General features: G+C 35.3%; 18 protein-coding genes and 1 tRNA gene. 5 read left to right on the top strand and 14 right to left on the bottom strand.

Annotated elements, in window-relative coordinates; all coding sequences use genetic code 11:
- Nucleotides 1–10 precede the first annotated feature (10 nt).
- On the bottom strand, nt 11–784 hold the full coding sequence (locus tag H5089_RS09130; RefSeq protein WP_002957816.1) for a hypothetical protein: 774 nt from the start codon (nt 782–784) through the stop codon (nt 11–13).
- A gap of 47 nt (nt 785–831) precedes the next feature.
- The gene (locus H5089_RS09125; RefSeq protein WP_002957817.1) at nt 832–1,317 is read right to left on the bottom strand and encodes a CreA family protein; all 486 of its coding nucleotides are present in this window, start codon (nt 1,315–1,317) and stop codon (nt 832–834) included.
- Nucleotides 1,318–1,524: 207 nt separating this feature from the next.
- Here H5089_RS09125 and H5089_RS09120 point away from each other — a divergent pair, with 207 nt between their 5' ends.
- Entirely contained in the window at nt 1,525–1,854 is a 330-nt protein-coding gene (locus H5089_RS09120; RefSeq protein ID WP_002957818.1) for a 5-carboxymethyl-2-hydroxymuconate Delta-isomerase, read from the top strand.
- A gap of 520 nt (nt 1,855–2,374) precedes the next feature.
- Nucleotides 2,375–3,691 carry a tyrosine-type recombinase/integrase gene (locus H5089_RS09115; protein ID WP_182712043.1) on the top strand — a complete coding sequence of 439 codons (1,317 nt, stop codon included), beginning with the start codon at nt 2,375–2,377 and terminating at the stop codon, nt 3,689–3,691.
- A 532-nt stretch (nt 3,692–4,223) separates the two neighbouring features.
- Here the strand turns inward: H5089_RS09115 and H5089_RS09110 are convergent.
- The 6 genes from H5089_RS09110 to H5089_RS09085 form a co-directional block, all read right to left on the bottom strand.
- Nucleotides 4,224–5,144, bottom strand: a complete 921-nt coding sequence (locus H5089_RS09110; protein WP_182712042.1) for a DUF2971 domain-containing protein — start codon at nt 5,142–5,144, stop codon at nt 4,224–4,226.
- 347 nt (nt 5,145–5,491) lie between these two features.
- Nucleotides 5,492–6,196 (bottom strand): hypothetical protein, encoded by a 705-nt coding sequence (locus tag H5089_RS09105; RefSeq protein ID WP_182712041.1) that lies wholly within the window; start codon nt 6,194–6,196, stop codon nt 5,492–5,494.
- Nucleotides 6,197–6,685: 489 nt separating this feature from the next.
- Nucleotides 6,686–7,474: a replication initiator protein A gene (locus tag H5089_RS09100; protein ID WP_182712040.1), complete on the bottom strand. Its 789-nt coding sequence runs from the start codon at nt 7,472–7,474 to the stop codon at nt 6,686–6,688.
- 29 nt (nt 7,475–7,503) lie between these two features.
- Complete coding sequence (locus H5089_RS09095; RefSeq protein ID WP_033032042.1) at nt 7,504–7,704, bottom strand: AlpA family transcriptional regulator; 201 nt, start codon at nt 7,702–7,704, stop codon at nt 7,504–7,506.
- 516 nt (nt 7,705–8,220) lie between these two features.
- Nucleotides 8,221–8,598 (bottom strand): hypothetical protein, encoded by a 378-nt coding sequence (locus H5089_RS09090; RefSeq protein ID WP_182712039.1) that lies wholly within the window; start codon nt 8,596–8,598, stop codon nt 8,221–8,223.
- Nucleotides 8,599–8,674: 76 nt separating this feature from the next.
- Nucleotides 8,675–8,884, bottom strand: a complete 210-nt coding sequence (locus H5089_RS09085; RefSeq protein WP_182712038.1) for a hypothetical protein — start codon at nt 8,882–8,884, stop codon at nt 8,675–8,677.
- Nucleotides 8,885–8,995: 111 nt separating this feature from the next.
- Between H5089_RS09085 and H5089_RS09080 the strand changes: the two genes are divergently transcribed.
- Complete coding sequence (locus H5089_RS09080) at nt 8,996–9,277, top strand: helix-turn-helix domain-containing protein (protein ID WP_182712037.1); 282 nt, start codon at nt 8,996–8,998, stop codon at nt 9,275–9,277.
- Nucleotides 9,278–9,300: 23 nt separating this feature from the next.
- Here H5089_RS09080 and H5089_RS09075 read toward each other — a convergent pair whose 3' ends face one another.
- Complete coding sequence (locus tag H5089_RS09075; RefSeq protein WP_182712036.1) at nt 9,301–10,221, bottom strand: hypothetical protein; 921 nt, start codon at nt 10,219–10,221, stop codon at nt 9,301–9,303.
- A gap of 506 nt (nt 10,222–10,727) precedes the next feature.
- Between H5089_RS09075 and H5089_RS09070 the strand changes: the two genes are divergently transcribed.
- Together H5089_RS09070 and H5089_RS09065 are read left to right on the top strand one after the other, a co-directional pair.
- Complete coding sequence (locus H5089_RS09070) at nt 10,728–10,949, top strand: hypothetical protein (RefSeq protein ID WP_182712035.1); 222 nt, start codon at nt 10,728–10,730, stop codon at nt 10,947–10,949.
- A complete protein-coding gene (locus H5089_RS09065) occupies nt 10,942–11,823 on the top strand; it encodes a site-specific integrase (RefSeq protein WP_182712034.1) in 882 nt (293 codons plus the stop codon). Before H5089_RS09070 ends, H5089_RS09065 begins: the two co-directional genes overlap by 8 nt.
- 41 nt (nt 11,824–11,864) lie before the next feature.
- On the opposite strand, the gene H5089_RS09060 is transcribed toward H5089_RS09065, so the two are convergent.
- From H5089_RS09060 to H5089_RS09040, 5 genes are all read right to left on the bottom strand, one after another.
- Entirely contained in the window at nt 11,865–12,551 is a 687-nt protein-coding gene (locus H5089_RS09060) for a hypothetical protein (protein WP_182712033.1), read from the bottom strand.
- Between the two features lie 142 nt (nt 12,552–12,693).
- Nucleotides 12,694–13,443: a hypothetical protein gene (locus H5089_RS09055; protein WP_182712032.1), complete on the bottom strand. Its 750-nt coding sequence runs from the start codon at nt 13,441–13,443 to the stop codon at nt 12,694–12,696.
- 225 nt (nt 13,444–13,668) lie between these two features.
- Nucleotides 13,669–13,745 (bottom strand) — tRNA-Ile (locus H5089_RS09050).
- Nucleotides 13,746–13,998: 253 nt separating this feature from the next.
- The gene (locus tag H5089_RS09045; RefSeq protein WP_259396070.1) at nt 13,999–14,496 is read right to left on the bottom strand and encodes a hypothetical protein; all 498 of its coding nucleotides are present in this window, start codon (nt 14,494–14,496) and stop codon (nt 13,999–14,001) included.
- Nucleotides 14,497–14,865: 369 nt separating this feature from the next.
- Nucleotides 14,866–15,024 carry a YqaE/Pmp3 family membrane protein gene (locus H5089_RS09040; RefSeq protein ID WP_002957822.1) on the bottom strand — a complete coding sequence of 53 codons (159 nt, stop codon included), beginning with the start codon at nt 15,022–15,024 and terminating at the stop codon, nt 14,866–14,868.
- Nucleotides 15,025–15,033 lie beyond the last annotated feature (9 nt).

The following is a 15,033-nucleotide window of genomic DNA, read 5'->3' as shown; positions in this document are numbered from 1 at the left end:
CAGATCCTTGCTAGTTTGGCGAATAAGCTAATAACAGCGGGTTGGCCGAGTTATTTACCAATGCTTTAATTTCTTTTTGTGCTTTTTTAAACTGGCCACGTAAATGCGGCTTTAAATGCTTTTTAGACACTTTATCGTTTTTAAAGTAACTAATTAGGGCATGCATAAATACCGTATGCGTTTCACTTAACTTAGCTTCACGGTTAGCGTATGGGTTATAGCAAGAGCCACACCCGCCTTTAAACTGATACACCGTATTACTCATCATCACACCAAACCCTAAAAAACAAGCAAGTGCATCAGCAGCTTGTGGTAAATACTCCCTACCACCTGGCGGTAACACCCCAACGTGATGAATAAGTATGGTGGCCAGAGTACCTGCATAACTAGCCACTAAATCTTGTGGCTGATTAATCTGGTTAGGATTAAAAGAAATATTAATCGTATGGCTTGGCGGCACAATTAGATGGCTGCCTTCGCCACGTATTTCATTGCTAAATTCAAAGTGTGGAAAAACTTGCGGTTGTAATTGCTGCGGTGCAACTAGTTGGATAGGCCATGCGTTCATACCCGCGTAATTAGTAACGCGGTTAAAAACATTACTCGCCATTTCTTCAATGCTCGATACCGAATCAGGGAAAAAAGTGGCCGTTGGCAGTATTATTTGAGTGTGCTTTGTAAAAAACTCAGCATCAAAGTTTTCTACAGCCCAAATAAATGTATCAATAAGCCATTGCTGTTCTTGCTGCTCTAATAATGGCTTTGATTTAAATAAAGCTAACATAGTGTGCTCTTTTAGGTTTTAGTTTAGGTGCTTACGTAGGTGCTAACTTAGTCTTTTTGTGTAAGCGCCCAGTCCCACGCTTGAGTATTGTATAGCGGCACTGTTGATAGCGCATGGTGGTGGCTTCCACTGGACTCTTTAGTTGAGTACGATAAGTACAATAAAGTACGATTTTCAGCATCGTAAATACGACGTACTTTTAGTGATTTAAATAATATACTTTTAGATGATTTAAAGATCACTTCGCCCGATTTGCTACGGTCTATTTTTTGTAGCTGCTGCGCTGTAATTGGCCCCGTTTGACGACACGCTATAGACATATCAGAGGGATCTGAAAAATCTAAATTAGCCTCTATATGACTAATATGACAAGTAACGCCCTCAACAATAGGATCTTGCTGCGAATTCACCACAACATCTTTAGTTGTAAATAACCCAAGGCTTACCGAAGCAACATCGTCAGAGCAAGCACTTAACGTAACAATTGCACCTGCAAGTAAAGCTAAACGTTTAAATTTTTGTGGTAATTTCATACTTATCCTTAATCAATATATAGGTAACTTAGTAGATAAGTTACTAAGCGAAGGTTCACCTGTTTGTTTTTATACTAACATCAAAAATAAATACGACTAAATTAGTTTAAAGTAAAGATTTTAGATAGCTCAGGGTTTAGTGACCCCTCTTGTATTTGATACAATTACCTCTCGCTCATGCAGTAACTCATAATAGGAAACGCCTAAATGCCGCACATTATTATTGAACACTCAGAAGACCTCCCCGTTTTACCTCAAGTACTGGTAGAAAAAATTCATACAACCGCTTTCGAAAGTAACTTGTTTGAATTAGAAACCATAAAAACACGTGCTATTGCTTATCAGCAATATCAACTTGGCGCAGGAAAATCAGGGTTTATACATATCGCGGTACATATTTTGGCAGGACGCTCAATTGAGCAAAAACAAATGTTAAGCGAACTGCTACTTTCATGTTTAAAAACATATTGCAGAGCATCAGACAGTCTAAGCGTAAATATTTACGATATTGAGCATGAGATATACCGTAAAAATTAGTTAACTCTTGTAGCTTTGAGCAATAAAAGTAAACACTAGTAAGTAAAAAGCCCCAATAGGGGCTTTTTTGTCTTCTGACATTAAATGCTGATCACTGTCACTTATAAAGCAAAGCATCTGATCTAACGCTGGAATTTAATAGTGCATTCGCACTATTCCAAATTTAAGAAAGCTTAGCTTAATCTATGGATTAACTTTATTTAGATTACGTTTATTCTTAGGGGTAACTAAAGAATAAAAATTACACAATATTAAATTAATGTAGCTTTAAATAATTTGGATAGATATTTACTTGGGAAATTTGTAAAAGTGGTGGCCCCTCCCAGACTCGAACTGGGGACCTAACGATTATGAGTTGCAAAACAAGGACTTACTACAAGTTACTTTTTGATATAACTATTTACTAATTTTCATAGCTATATCATAGGGTTATTGAATAACCCATACCTCTGATGCATAAATCATTATGTATTTCAAAACGTTAAATTTTACGTTCAAAGTAGCACAGAGGTAGCACCATATGTCAGACACAAAATTTCGCTTCACAGAATTGTCGCTTGAAAAGATTGAAGCAAACGGAAAACGTACTCGCTATTATGACAGTCTATTGTCAGGACTCATTTTAGATGTGAGCGTAGCTGGTAAAAAATCATTTAGAGTTTATAAAAAGATACCTGGGAGAGATACTCCTATTAATGTCACCCTTGGTTACTTTCCATCAATTGCACTCGATGATGCAAGGCGAATGGCTAGGAAGGTAATGGCAGATATAGCTGAGGGTATTAATCCTAATGACCTTAAGCGCCAATTTAGAGCGGCTTCGATTACTCTGAAAGAAACTTTTGATTCATACATCGAATCTAGAGATCTCAAGCCTATAACTGAAAGAGGTTACCACCAAAAAATAAACTGCTATTTACCAGATTGGCATAACAAGCGGCTAGCCGATATTAATCAAACAATGATTTTAAAGCGCCAACGAGAAATAACCTCAAGAAGCCCAGCTCAAGCAAACTGTACCATGCGCCTACTGCGTGCTTTGTTTAACTTTGCAAAGGCTGAATACAAGTCTTCAGAAGGTCGCTCACTATTTCCAGAAAACCCTGTAGCTGCTCTTTCTGAAAAACGTAGTTGGAATAATATAAAACGCAAAACAACACGGCTGCGCCGTTCACAGCTAAAACCTTTTGTAGATGCATTATATGAAGTTAGAAATGAAGCTGCTAAATATCGTCAAAATACTCGCGTTGGTTTTTGTGATTACCTAGAATTTTTAACCTTTTCAGGCCTGAGAAGGTCTGAGCTACTGCAACTCCCTTGGTCACAAGTACACCTTGAAGATAGGATATTCATTTTAGAAGATACAAAAAATGGCTTAGACGTCGAGTTCCCTATTACAGATCGATTAGCTGAGATATTTAATCGACGAAAAGAATATAAGGTATCTGACTATGTATTTGGGACAGATAGTAAAAAGGGCTATCTAACTGATCCTAAAAAGACGTTGAAACATGTATGCCAAATTGCAGGAGTAAAAATCACTTCGCATGATTTACGGCGCACATTTACATCAATGGCTGAAAGCAGCGGAGTATCAGGATACCTCCTGAAACGCCTCCTAAACCATATTACAGATAAAAGCGACGTAACTGCTGGCTATTTAATTTTAACCGCTGAGGAGCTTAAAGAGCCAGCAGAAAAGGTAACCGAAACAATTGCCAAATATGCCGGTTTGATTGAACAAGAGCCTGAAAATAAAATGAGTGAAATGAAGAGCCTGTTAGCAAGCTTAACTAAGGAACAAAAAGTTGAGCTGATGAGTACTTTATTAAGTTAATTACAGCACATTCACTGAGGGCATTTAGTGAAGACTATTTAATTACAGCTAATTGCCCACTGGCTAAAACTCGCTAAAAGAATGTGAAAAATCGGTTTCTTTTATTTATTTAATTACGTTTAAAGATTAGTGCATAAAAATCATTTTAGACCAAAAACTTAGAACCAATTTTGGTAACCAAAGGTACGATAAAATAGTATTAAAGGTACGATAGTAAATGATCAAAGGTACGATAGTTTAAGGATTAAAAGTACGATACCCCGTATCAAAAGTACGTTTCTATCCATAATCAAAAGTACGATACTATACCCATCTGAAGATCGACGCTCTAGCTAAACTAAAAAGTTATTTGGCTCTTTAATATAAAGTACTGGGGGGATAAGCTTAATTGGCAGTATCAGATCCAATTAAATTTGAGAGAGGTATTAAAGGACTATTTTCACTCTCACATAAGCTGAAGTATATAGTTGAGTAAATATTCGAGGTACGAAAACAGTAAACTGTAAGTTACTATTTTAACCTTCAATGATGTTTAAGAACAGTTAGTTTCAACGACCAATAATTTTCTCTCAACAGTACCACTTTCAAGCTTCATTTGATAAAACTTACAGTCATAACCTTCAGAAGAAACCACGTTTATAATTTTCTCAATCTCATTATGCGGTGTTCTTGCACCAAAAGTGACTGATTTAACACTTTCTTTAGTAATTGGAACATCTGTGTATGAAGACTCAGATTGATATTTAGTCGATACTTCAAACTTGTTCGTGCGTAAATCAAGCTGTGAAGATATCTGACCATAATTTTCGCAGAACATGAACCTATACTCCTTCTCATGAAGCCAATTGCTTCGCTTTGAAAAAATGATATCTTTTATCATTAGTTCTTTTATTTCCGGCGTTTCTCCATATAAGAACATATCTAACGGATTAGAAAGCGGGGCTATATTATCATGATATCTAACAGGACTTTCCCTTAATAAATAGGGCTTTTCTTTGTAAACACTTTCAAGTTCAATTACACATCCATAATGCTGATCAGCATAATAAGCCCACATGAGATTGTTATCATACTCAGTTGTAACACATAGAATTCGAAAGCAATTCAATAAACCTTTGTTTATATACTCGTGGTGAATATGCCTATGATTTTTTAGAAAAAAATCAGATAAAATCGGAGCAGTCTCTCCTCTTTCAGTACACCTTTTAAAAAGCTCAATTAGCATCAATGCCTCATAGCTAAATCGGCGAGTATCTAACACCAAACAGCCCTTCGCGCATAACTCGACAATTTTTATGTACGAACTAAATGCTTTCAAATATTGCTCTTCAGTGAACGGTGTAAACTGACACTCTTCAATATCGTTAAAGAGTAAAGGGCTTGACCAGCGTAACGATTGGTTTTTTAGAACAATTTCAGCAGTCGTTGTGGTTGTATACTTATAGAAAGTCATAAAAATTCAATCCATCCAATAGATAAAATAGCTCCCTTATTAGGAGCGTGTAATGCATGGCTATACTTCTGAAGTATAGGTGCATATCATGCGTCAATACCCGTAACTTAAACTGATTGTTCTATATAACTAACTTCCGTCTATATCTGAGCCACCGACATATGAATATCAAATAGTAGCCATAAAAACTATTTCTTATGGTAATTTTCCTAAAGGACAGCCTCGACCGATAGAAAAATTTGATATAACGTCCATAGCAAGCACTAAATAACGGAGGTAAGTAAACATCGCTTTTAAAAAAGAGTATTGTTTTAAGTTTATTTAATGCTACTTACTACACGCGAACACTAACCGTTTGTGAAAATATTATATTCCTTCCACTCATCCCGTTGCAGAAAATCCATATTTTTTAACGGTGTTTTACGGCTTCTTTCGAAAAGTTTTATATGACTTTCATCGCTAAAGAAGGACATAAAACCTTCACCTCCACTATCGTAAAAAATACATGTAAAACAAAAATCAAGGACTTTACCTGAATGATGAATACCAATAGTAATTTCATTACCAATATGAAATCTTTCTTTGCCCATTAATAAAATAAGAGGGCATGCCGATTTGCAATATGTACCGCTAATACTTCCTTTACCTTCTATATAGTACTCTTCAGCAAGACATGTATTAATATCATTATCTTTTATGTATGACATTAGCATCTGTGCTTTATCGTTATATCCGCCGCGACTTCTGAAACATATTGTCTCAACATCATTCAGGGAAGCTAACTTCTGTATACTTGAAATAGTCCCTCCATCAATTAACCCTTGTATGAGAAGAACATTTTTCAAGCAATTAGTTCTACCTTTTTCACATGCATCCGCAATTACAGCTTTGCTAAGCTCTATCGTGCCACCACCCTCAACGTTATATTGATGGGTATCAGAAAGTCCTATTTTTTTATAAAGATTAGGAATAGCCGTACAAGCAATCAGAAGAATGAATGCGCTTATCAAAAGGAAAAGCATTCCAAAGAGAAAAGTTTTTTTTATATTCAAATTTGACCTACATTTTTGGCAATGAACTGTTGAAAAGTATATCTGAGTATCAAATAAATGTGACGCCACCATAAGCCACACAAGGTTGCGATCGCCTGATGACAAAAACCTATTTTAATAGTCTTGTTATGTTTACGGCTCTTTTTTAAAACTTAAAAGGCTTATTAGCAAGTCATATATAAAAATACACATAAAGACATTAACATTGAGAAACGCAAAAAGATTTACAAAGCCACTTAAGATTATTACCTTTTGATAACAATTGTTCCTAAAATCAACATTCCAATGAGCTACTTCTTATTAAACTATATTCCTATTTAATCATTAAGTTAGAGTTAATGATATTATTTGTAAATTTATTTTTCAGGAAACTTTTGATAACTCCTCATGGTCACCTGCCAGATGAGCTAAAAACCTATTAATCAAATCAATATCAACTACTACAAAAGATAGCGATACGAATAATTACGAACCAGATGACGCTTAGTGCTAATTTTCACCTTCCTTTAACTCTATTCCAAGCTCCTTAGCCTTTACCTCAAATAAAGCACTACCTCCTGCGGTTATATTAAAAATTAAAACATCTCTATCATCGTAAAGAACTCTTAGTCCCAACAACTCTCTGCAATGTCTTAAGCGCCTTTTAAATTGAGATATTGTGAGCTTAACACCGATTCTTTTTTTCATGTTATCTATCGGAAATTCATAACTTGGCTTTCGTCCACAGCACTTTTTGCATACTTCATAAAGCCGGCGTTCAAACGGTTTTAGTTTAAAGTAGCCATCATCTAATTTGAGCACTTTTCTATTCTGAGCCATTGCAAATAACCACTCTGGTAAAGTGACCTCCCAATAGACACTTTCATTTATTTGGACTTTTCTAAACTCCTCAATCATGGAAGTATCTTCAGGAATCTTAATATCAGATATAGTTGCATCAGTAGTAAATCTTGTACTCTGTAAACGTTTCAAAGCGTTATCAAGGATTTTATAGTCTTTCCCCGAAGTACTTCTATTTGTTGTTTTTAAAAAGTCGTAGCGACAGAACAATACTTTTCGATTAATCTCAATTTTCATATTTTGCGCGGCCATTAAATGGCTTAAGCAGTAGATGATCACCTCTTTATCTTTGACTGTTGCCCGCCCGAATTCACTCGAGGTTATAGTTAAAGAAATACCTCTATACTCGAAGTCAACATAACCTTTTGACTTTCCATCTAAAGCATATATAGGCCAAAACATAGAGAAAATATCTGACCTTAAAGTCATATACTTCATTTTACATTCGAAATGCGCCATAACTAGCGTTACTTGTTTCTTGGTTGAGAAGCTAACCAGTTGTGAAAGTCTTCAACAGGGAAGAGTAATCGAGCGCCAATTTTAATATGTGGTGGTAATGGGTAATTACCACAGCCTTGTTTGTTCTTAGAGATTTGATTAAAAAGAGCTTGTTTGCTGATAAAAAGTAAGTCGGCTACTTCTTCTGAACGATAAAATACCTTTTCCATTATATTGACCTCAAAGCGTAAGCGTTGAGCTCAATTATTAGCTCAACACATTATTAATTAGTTGAGCGATAATGGTAATTAAGTGATCAGATAGTTGTCTTTGAAAAGCTAGGGGAACTTTCAGGGGGTTTTTGATGTTTTAGGGACAAAGTGAAAATATTAAGTAAACGAAAAAGAATAACTTTATGATTTTTATCTATATTATTTTTTAAAGTGGGATCGGCTAGTGAAAATACCTACAAAAAAATTTTCTTGATAATCTTTTTAAGTAGGCTTTTGGAGAGGTCTACGTAATATCACTTACATTTAAGATAAAACAAAGTAGCGAAGAAGATCACAAGACTTAGAATCAAAGCGCAACCAGCGAGTACAGGAGCCATATTTAAATCCTGCCTTCTTTAATTGCTGTGAAAAGGCCATTTTTCAGCTTGTCGTAGCGTCGAGTAGCGCGAATCGCTAACACCATTAAAATCAACATTTGAAACCATTCGTATAATGTCATAACTGCAATCTCAGCTAATGCTTTGCACTTGAGTATAGAAAAGATCCTTCCCAATTACACAAAGCAATAATCCACTCACTAATATTTTGTTGCTTCTGCTCATTGCAGCCCATGAAGGGGAAAGTAATTTTTTTGCTTCGAGACTTAAAATGACTGAAAGGCTCTAATCTAATATCCCAAACCTCACCGATTTCATTTGTTACATCGAAAGCCAACGCTTTTTGAGAAATCAAAGCAAAAAAGATTTCCTGCTCTGACTGCACTTCTTTCTCAAATGATAGCCCTAATGGTTCACATTCAACTTCGATACCAGCTAAGCGGCTTTGAAACTCAGCTACTACAGGGATGAATGGCCTTAGCTCAATTATTTTGTATAGATCTAAAAGTCGCATTATATTGCTCCTGAAATTAGGCATGCCTAATTTTGCTCACTATCCTGTTCTTTAAAGTTAGGCATGCCTAACTTTATTAGTAATAGGTGTCGAAAAGTTCACCACGTGATTGTGCATCCTCAGCTTCTTCACGCGACATAAATTCACCATCAGCGATAATATTGCCCATACCATCATTCAATTGATCTAGTTGCTCGTTTTCGTTCGCCAACTGCTCATCGCTTGTAAATATACTTACCAGCAAGTAGATCGTACCAACTAATACACACACAAATGTTTCAAGCATATTCATTCCTCCAAACTAAATTCGTTACAAAAACAAAACTAAGAACTCCTTAGTATCTAGATTCAATTAAAGCTAAGAAACTCTTAGTTTTCAAGTTAAGAACAACAGATAATGAAAACTAATGACGAATCACCATTTCCAAAGCGCTTAAAAGAGGCAAGAAAAGCCAAAGGCTTATCACAAAAACAGCTGGGGATTTTAGCTGGCATGGATGAATTTTCAGCATCAGCAAGAATGAATCAATATGAAAAAGGTGTACATGCACCAGATTTTAAAACAGTAAAAGCACTTGCTGATATTTTAGAAGTGCCCACTGCATATCTGTATTGTATTGAAGATAAGTTAGCAAAGAACATTTTAAAATATGATGATAACGTATCAAATAATGCCTAGTCTTACTTTTACCCACAAATATCCTATTTCAAAAGTTTAGGAAGCTCATCCACATGGTATTCAACTTTTAAAATTTCGGATGACTTAATTTTTTCTATAGTTGAAGTTTTTAAATTATAAACAAGAAACCACTTATGACCTTCTTGAATGATTTTAACCTTAGCTTTTGAATCAGCGAGAAATACTGTTGCATTAACTATTTTTGAACCGCCCAAAGCTGTCGGTATATAAGGGTAAATATGTTTAGCATAAATAGAAACAAACTGAAAAGTACCATATGACAAACATAAAAGAGCAAGTATTAGAGAAAAATTTTTTTCATGCTTCGGGTCTGACCCCTCATCTAAATGATTAACTATTAAGCCTTTTTTTTCATCATCTTGGGAGAGCGCGACCCCATAGGCACCAAAGAAAAAAAACAGGGCAAACTTTGAATACTGTCCTAATAACTCACTTTCACTAACAGCATAATAAAGAAGCACAATGAAGGGGATTGTTATTATATAAATCATAACTTTAAGTATCTTTGACTTAAATTTATCTCCTTTTACTACCTCTATAAATAACAAAATAAAGCTACTATAAAAGAAGTAAACACCAAAGCTCATGTAAGCACCAAATGCCGAATAAGGTAACTGTAAGTGATTAACTTCATGCAAAATACTATAAATTCCAGCAGGTACTGAAGCGATTCTCAGTAACCAAGGAAAAAGAATATTGGGTGTATAAGTTTTTGAAACATCCGAAATGTTAGTCCTGTAAAAAACAAACAGAAACATTGCTGTAAAAATAAAAACTGAGCCAAACCCAGTTAGCATATACCTCGCTTGTACCAACTCAAATTCATAACTACCGTAACTAGCCAAATATGAGTTATGTACAACAAATCCTACTAGGTATAGCAATATAGGAACTCGTAAGTAATTATTTTTTAAAAAGTCCATTTCATTCTCACTAATAACCCATAATAATTTGAGTTTTTAAATAACGCGAATTACATAATATTCATTTCTTATACATGATGAAACATTAATTTAGATATTTCAAAATGAGGCATCATGAGCAATTGCCTCCTCTTTTCTGGGCTTCGCCCATACCCCGCTATGTAGAAGCCTAAAATAGGCTTACACATAGCGGGGTATGGGCTCTTGAGTATCTTACACGCAGATTTTTATTTGCAGATTGAAATATTAATTAAAGCTGCTAATCTAAATATTAATCAAGCCCTACGGGCAAGAAAAAAACAGGCGCTTTTCTGCTGCCTTCAACACGTTGTTACATTCTCTGTAACCCCCATTTCAGAAGCTTTCAGCTTCATTATAAAACCAAGTCTTTTGATTTTTAGGCGCGATCAGTCCGAGCCTTACGCATGCGTAAAACAGGGGCGAATAGGCGTTAGCCGCTGAGCTTAATCAGCCAGTTTTTCTTACAAACACAACGGAGAATAACTATGACCTTTAATGTTAAGGCAGAGGCACTGCGCCTAAAAAATGAGAAAAAATTAATCAGTAAAAAACGATTTAAGCCATCCAAGTTAGATAAACATAAACAACGACTTCTGGCTCTTTACGAGGAAGATACATGTATAGCTAATCTTCAAAGATGGCTCTTGCGTAAAGGAATGAGAGTACATTGGACAACTGTAAAACGTTGGGTACAAAAGAATGCCTAAGTTCGCAAAACCAGAAACGCAAGCGGAAAAGCTGGCTAAAAACTTATATAAGCACAAAATTATTAAATCTCTAGGTACTGCTCGAAGCTATAAAACTGCACTTATAAAAATAGCTCGGTGGTCAAAAGATCTTGGGATTAATGGAGTACAGGGCATGAGCCTTCAAGATGCTTATAAATACCTTGATTACCGCAGTGAGTTTGCAGGCCAAAAAACACTGGATATGGAACGACAAGCAATTCAAGCTATGTTTAAACTCAACGGCAAACTTGGCCCCAAAGAAACACTGACTGTAATAAAATCCGAAAAAGAGATAATCGAGAAGTCTCGCGCCTACACTCCAGCTCAAGCTCATGCAATTAGTGAACATCAAACTAGAAAATATAATTTATCTACACAAATAGCCTACGCAGCAGGGTTAAGAGCCCATGAACTTTTAACGATTGCCAGAGTATCAGAGCGTAAAGCTGATAGCCGCCCTGCATTAAACAGTAAATGGCTTGGTCGAGAAGGTTGTATTTATACAGTGAAAGGCAAAGGCGGCCTAATCCGAGATGTACTAATACCTAGCGCTCTAGCTACGCAGCTAGAACAAAGGCGCTTAGCGCAGCCTATAACGGTTCGTGATAGGGAAATTAACTATTTGCAACGTTATGATATTGGTGGTGGTCATAAATGGTCATGCTCATTCTCAAAAGCATCTAGTCGTACACTCTTTTTTTCTAATGGCGGACATGGTCTTAGACATAGCTACGCGCAAGAGAGAATGGATGAACTTAAAGGTTTGGGGTTTAGTAGGCAAATAGCTCTTGAAACAGTGTCACAGGAGCTAGGTCACTTCAGGGCTGAAATTACTGAGGTTTATTTAAGGTAATACGTAATAACACTTAATTGATCAGCTTTTTGAGCCCAGCTTCATAAACCAGAAATGAAGTTACCGCAGGCAATCCTAAATACCCCTTCAGACAGTAGCTCTCGATTTGACTTGATCAATAAGTGTTTATCTCGAACAACTTTAAGCCAGCAAATATATAAATCAAATAATTCATCTTTTGATTCCATTTGATTTGGAGCTTTTTCAATCTTAACCAATAATATCACCAACCCCTCAAGTATAGATATTATATTAAGCTTTAAGGATATAGCTAACCTAGCCGTTGATGGAGAGAGTACAGATAAGTCATTATCGCTTGGGTACAACTTTCCGTCTATAAAATCACGACGATACTCTGTTAGCATTTTCGAGATTTGATCTAAGCTAAGCCCACTGCTTTTCACTTTCTGGTTAGCACTTGAGAGCACTTCTTCAAATACACCTTCTAAAAATAACTCACTTTTCATTTCCTGAAGTTTTACTTTGAACTCTTCATTTATTTTTAATACTTCTTCAATACTATTACAATTCTGATGCTTTTCAGCCCAGCTTAAACCTACACTAGATAACTTAAAGACAGTGTCATCACCCTCTATTATTTTCAAAGACCAGTGAACCAAATAAGCATCAAGTTTTGATGTTATATTTCGCTGTCGATGTGCAACTTTTATTGACTCCCTAAAATAAAAAACTAAAACCGCACTAATAGCAGCCCAAAATAATGTCATGTTATCTCCAAAAATACTGTAAAAGTTCAATCATGTGCATATTCCGACGCTACTTACCAGCCGATCTTTATAATCAATAGAGTTTTTATGGACAACATAAAACATTGATTTCAAGGTAACATTAACTTGGGCTTGATATCTTTCACTTTTTAATTGCCCCTTCTCTAATTAAAAATTGTCTTGCTTTTGATAGTTGCACCTTATTTTTACCTGCTACTAAAATATCTTTTTCAATAGTTTGTAATTGTTGCTCAAGCATTAAGTTAGCTTCAGCTTGATTTATTTTCCCGAACTTAATCATTGCTGTACGCAGCAACCCTGCTGAATCAAGAAATAGTTTAATATTTTCGATTGCTTGATAAATTTGAATGGCATCAAGCTTTAAGAACTGCTCTTTATCTGAAAGGTACGAGCTAAATTGCTTAATAATTACAACAACATTTTTTAGTTTATTCTCATAACGTTGGTAAAAGATAAGAGCATCTTTCGGTAGTTCAGCTTGTTGTTCAAATGTCAGATAAGTCTTTGTTAGGTTGTCAATATGAAGCTCTACTAATCCCTCAAAACCAACTATATTTTCGTATGAATGACTATTGTTTTCTCTAATCATATCCTCAAAGATAATTGATATCGCGTGTGAAAAAGTAAACTCATTTTCAGGGATCGGAGTGTCTACTTGGGCTTCTATTTTCTCAAAAAAAGATTGTAACCATGCATTTGCAGCAACCAAAAAACTTAACTGAGATACATAGACATAAGCAATACGATGTTCTAAGTCCTTTTTTATTTTATTTTGGGCTATAACTCTAACTTTAAAACTCAAGAAAGCTGATATTAGGGCTCCAAATAAGCCACTTAGTATAGAAATCAGTAGGGTATAGCCATTATCCATATATTGCCTCATATGCTTTAACAGCCAATAAAGTAATGACTGCAATGAATCCTTTTTAGTTAGCTCTATTAAAAAGAGACCAAATGCGTACTTTAAAGATATTAATTGCAATATCAATTAATTTGATAGGACTATTTTTAATAATTGATTTATAGTAAAAAGTAGCACAGAGGTAGCACAGGGTAATTTCGGTTAGTAGGTATTTACTTGGAAAGCTTGTAAAAGTGGTGGCCCCTCCCAGACTCGAACTGGGGACCTAACGATTATGAGTCGTGTGCTCTAACCAACTGAGCTAAGGGGCCAACTTTATATAACTGCTAGGCAGTTAATTTTTGAAGCGTTCAGTCACAGAGCGACTAAAGCGGGTTGCAGTATAAAAACTTTTTAGGTGCTTGTCACTACCAAAAACCTTTATTTTAACAATCAACAAGCTAACTGCTTAAATAGTAATCTTTTAAGTGGGCATAAACATAAAATGTAAGATATTTACCGTGCTATTCACTGCATTAAATTATAAACAGTACCTATCCCATATAGTCTTTTATATTTAACCCTCTACTTTTTAAGCAAAGCTAACATATATGTGTAGGCATACAAGGCTGTAAAAAATATGCTTGGGGTTACTGTCAGTGCCAGATTAGGTGTCTGATTAACTACATTCACCATAATCACTAAGCTCGATTGAACAGTAATCGGAATAATAGGCGCAAAAAGTACGCCTGCTATTTTTTTATTACTTAAATACGAGGCGCTAGAGTTAATTGCATTATTAAAACTTTGTCGTATTGCGACGTTTTGTGGTGTTTTAGAATGAAACATACAAATAATTGGAGTTACGAACGCAAGCGTTACATAACTAAACTTATACTTGTTGACGACCTTTTCTAAAATAAAGGTAAAAAACAGCGTTACAAATCCACTATACAACCCTTGCACTAATGCAGCTTGAAAAGTGACCGATTTAGCAATGTCTGCCGCACTATTTGCCCAGAAGGCCCAACTAAAATAAAAAATGAATGACACAACGCCTGACATTATAAGTCGAATATTCAATTAACTACCTCAACATGCCTAAAAACCTAGTTTAATGATAACACTAGAAGTGAAGGTAATATTGTCACTAAATAATAAGGTATTTGATTGTATATTATGGATGTATAAACACACTAATGTTGAAGATTTCCTAAATGGCATCAAATCAGAATCTGAGCGCGACTGTTAACTGGAAAGCTTATTAGTAAACAATAAGTATAGTTTTAAAATAATATTGGGAGTGAGTTAAGGAAGTGAATTAATGGGTTGAAGAGTTTTAAAAATTGGATTTAATCTAAAAACTCTCTAAAAACTAGTATTGTGAGCCGATCGGTACTAAAGTATTTAGCTAAACCTCAGTAGTCGGCTTACACAATATATAATCTGTCATTATTTTTTCGCAATAATGTAGATTGCATGTATTAACCCTGGGAAATAACCTAGCAGTGTTAATAGAATATTTAACCAAAAATGCATACCTAAGCCAACTTGCAAAAACACACCTAATGGCGGTAATAAAACCGAAAGTATTATACGAATAATATCCATGATCAAACT

The organism is Pseudoalteromonas sp. SR45-1 (assembly GCF_014163655.1).
In the GTDB taxonomy this organism is placed as follows: Bacteria; Pseudomonadota; Gammaproteobacteria; order Enterobacterales; family Alteromonadaceae; genus Pseudoalteromonas; species Pseudoalteromonas distincta.
The sequence above is the reverse complement of the archived record's forward strand: the minus strand, read 5'-3'. Positions and strand labels throughout refer to the sequence as shown.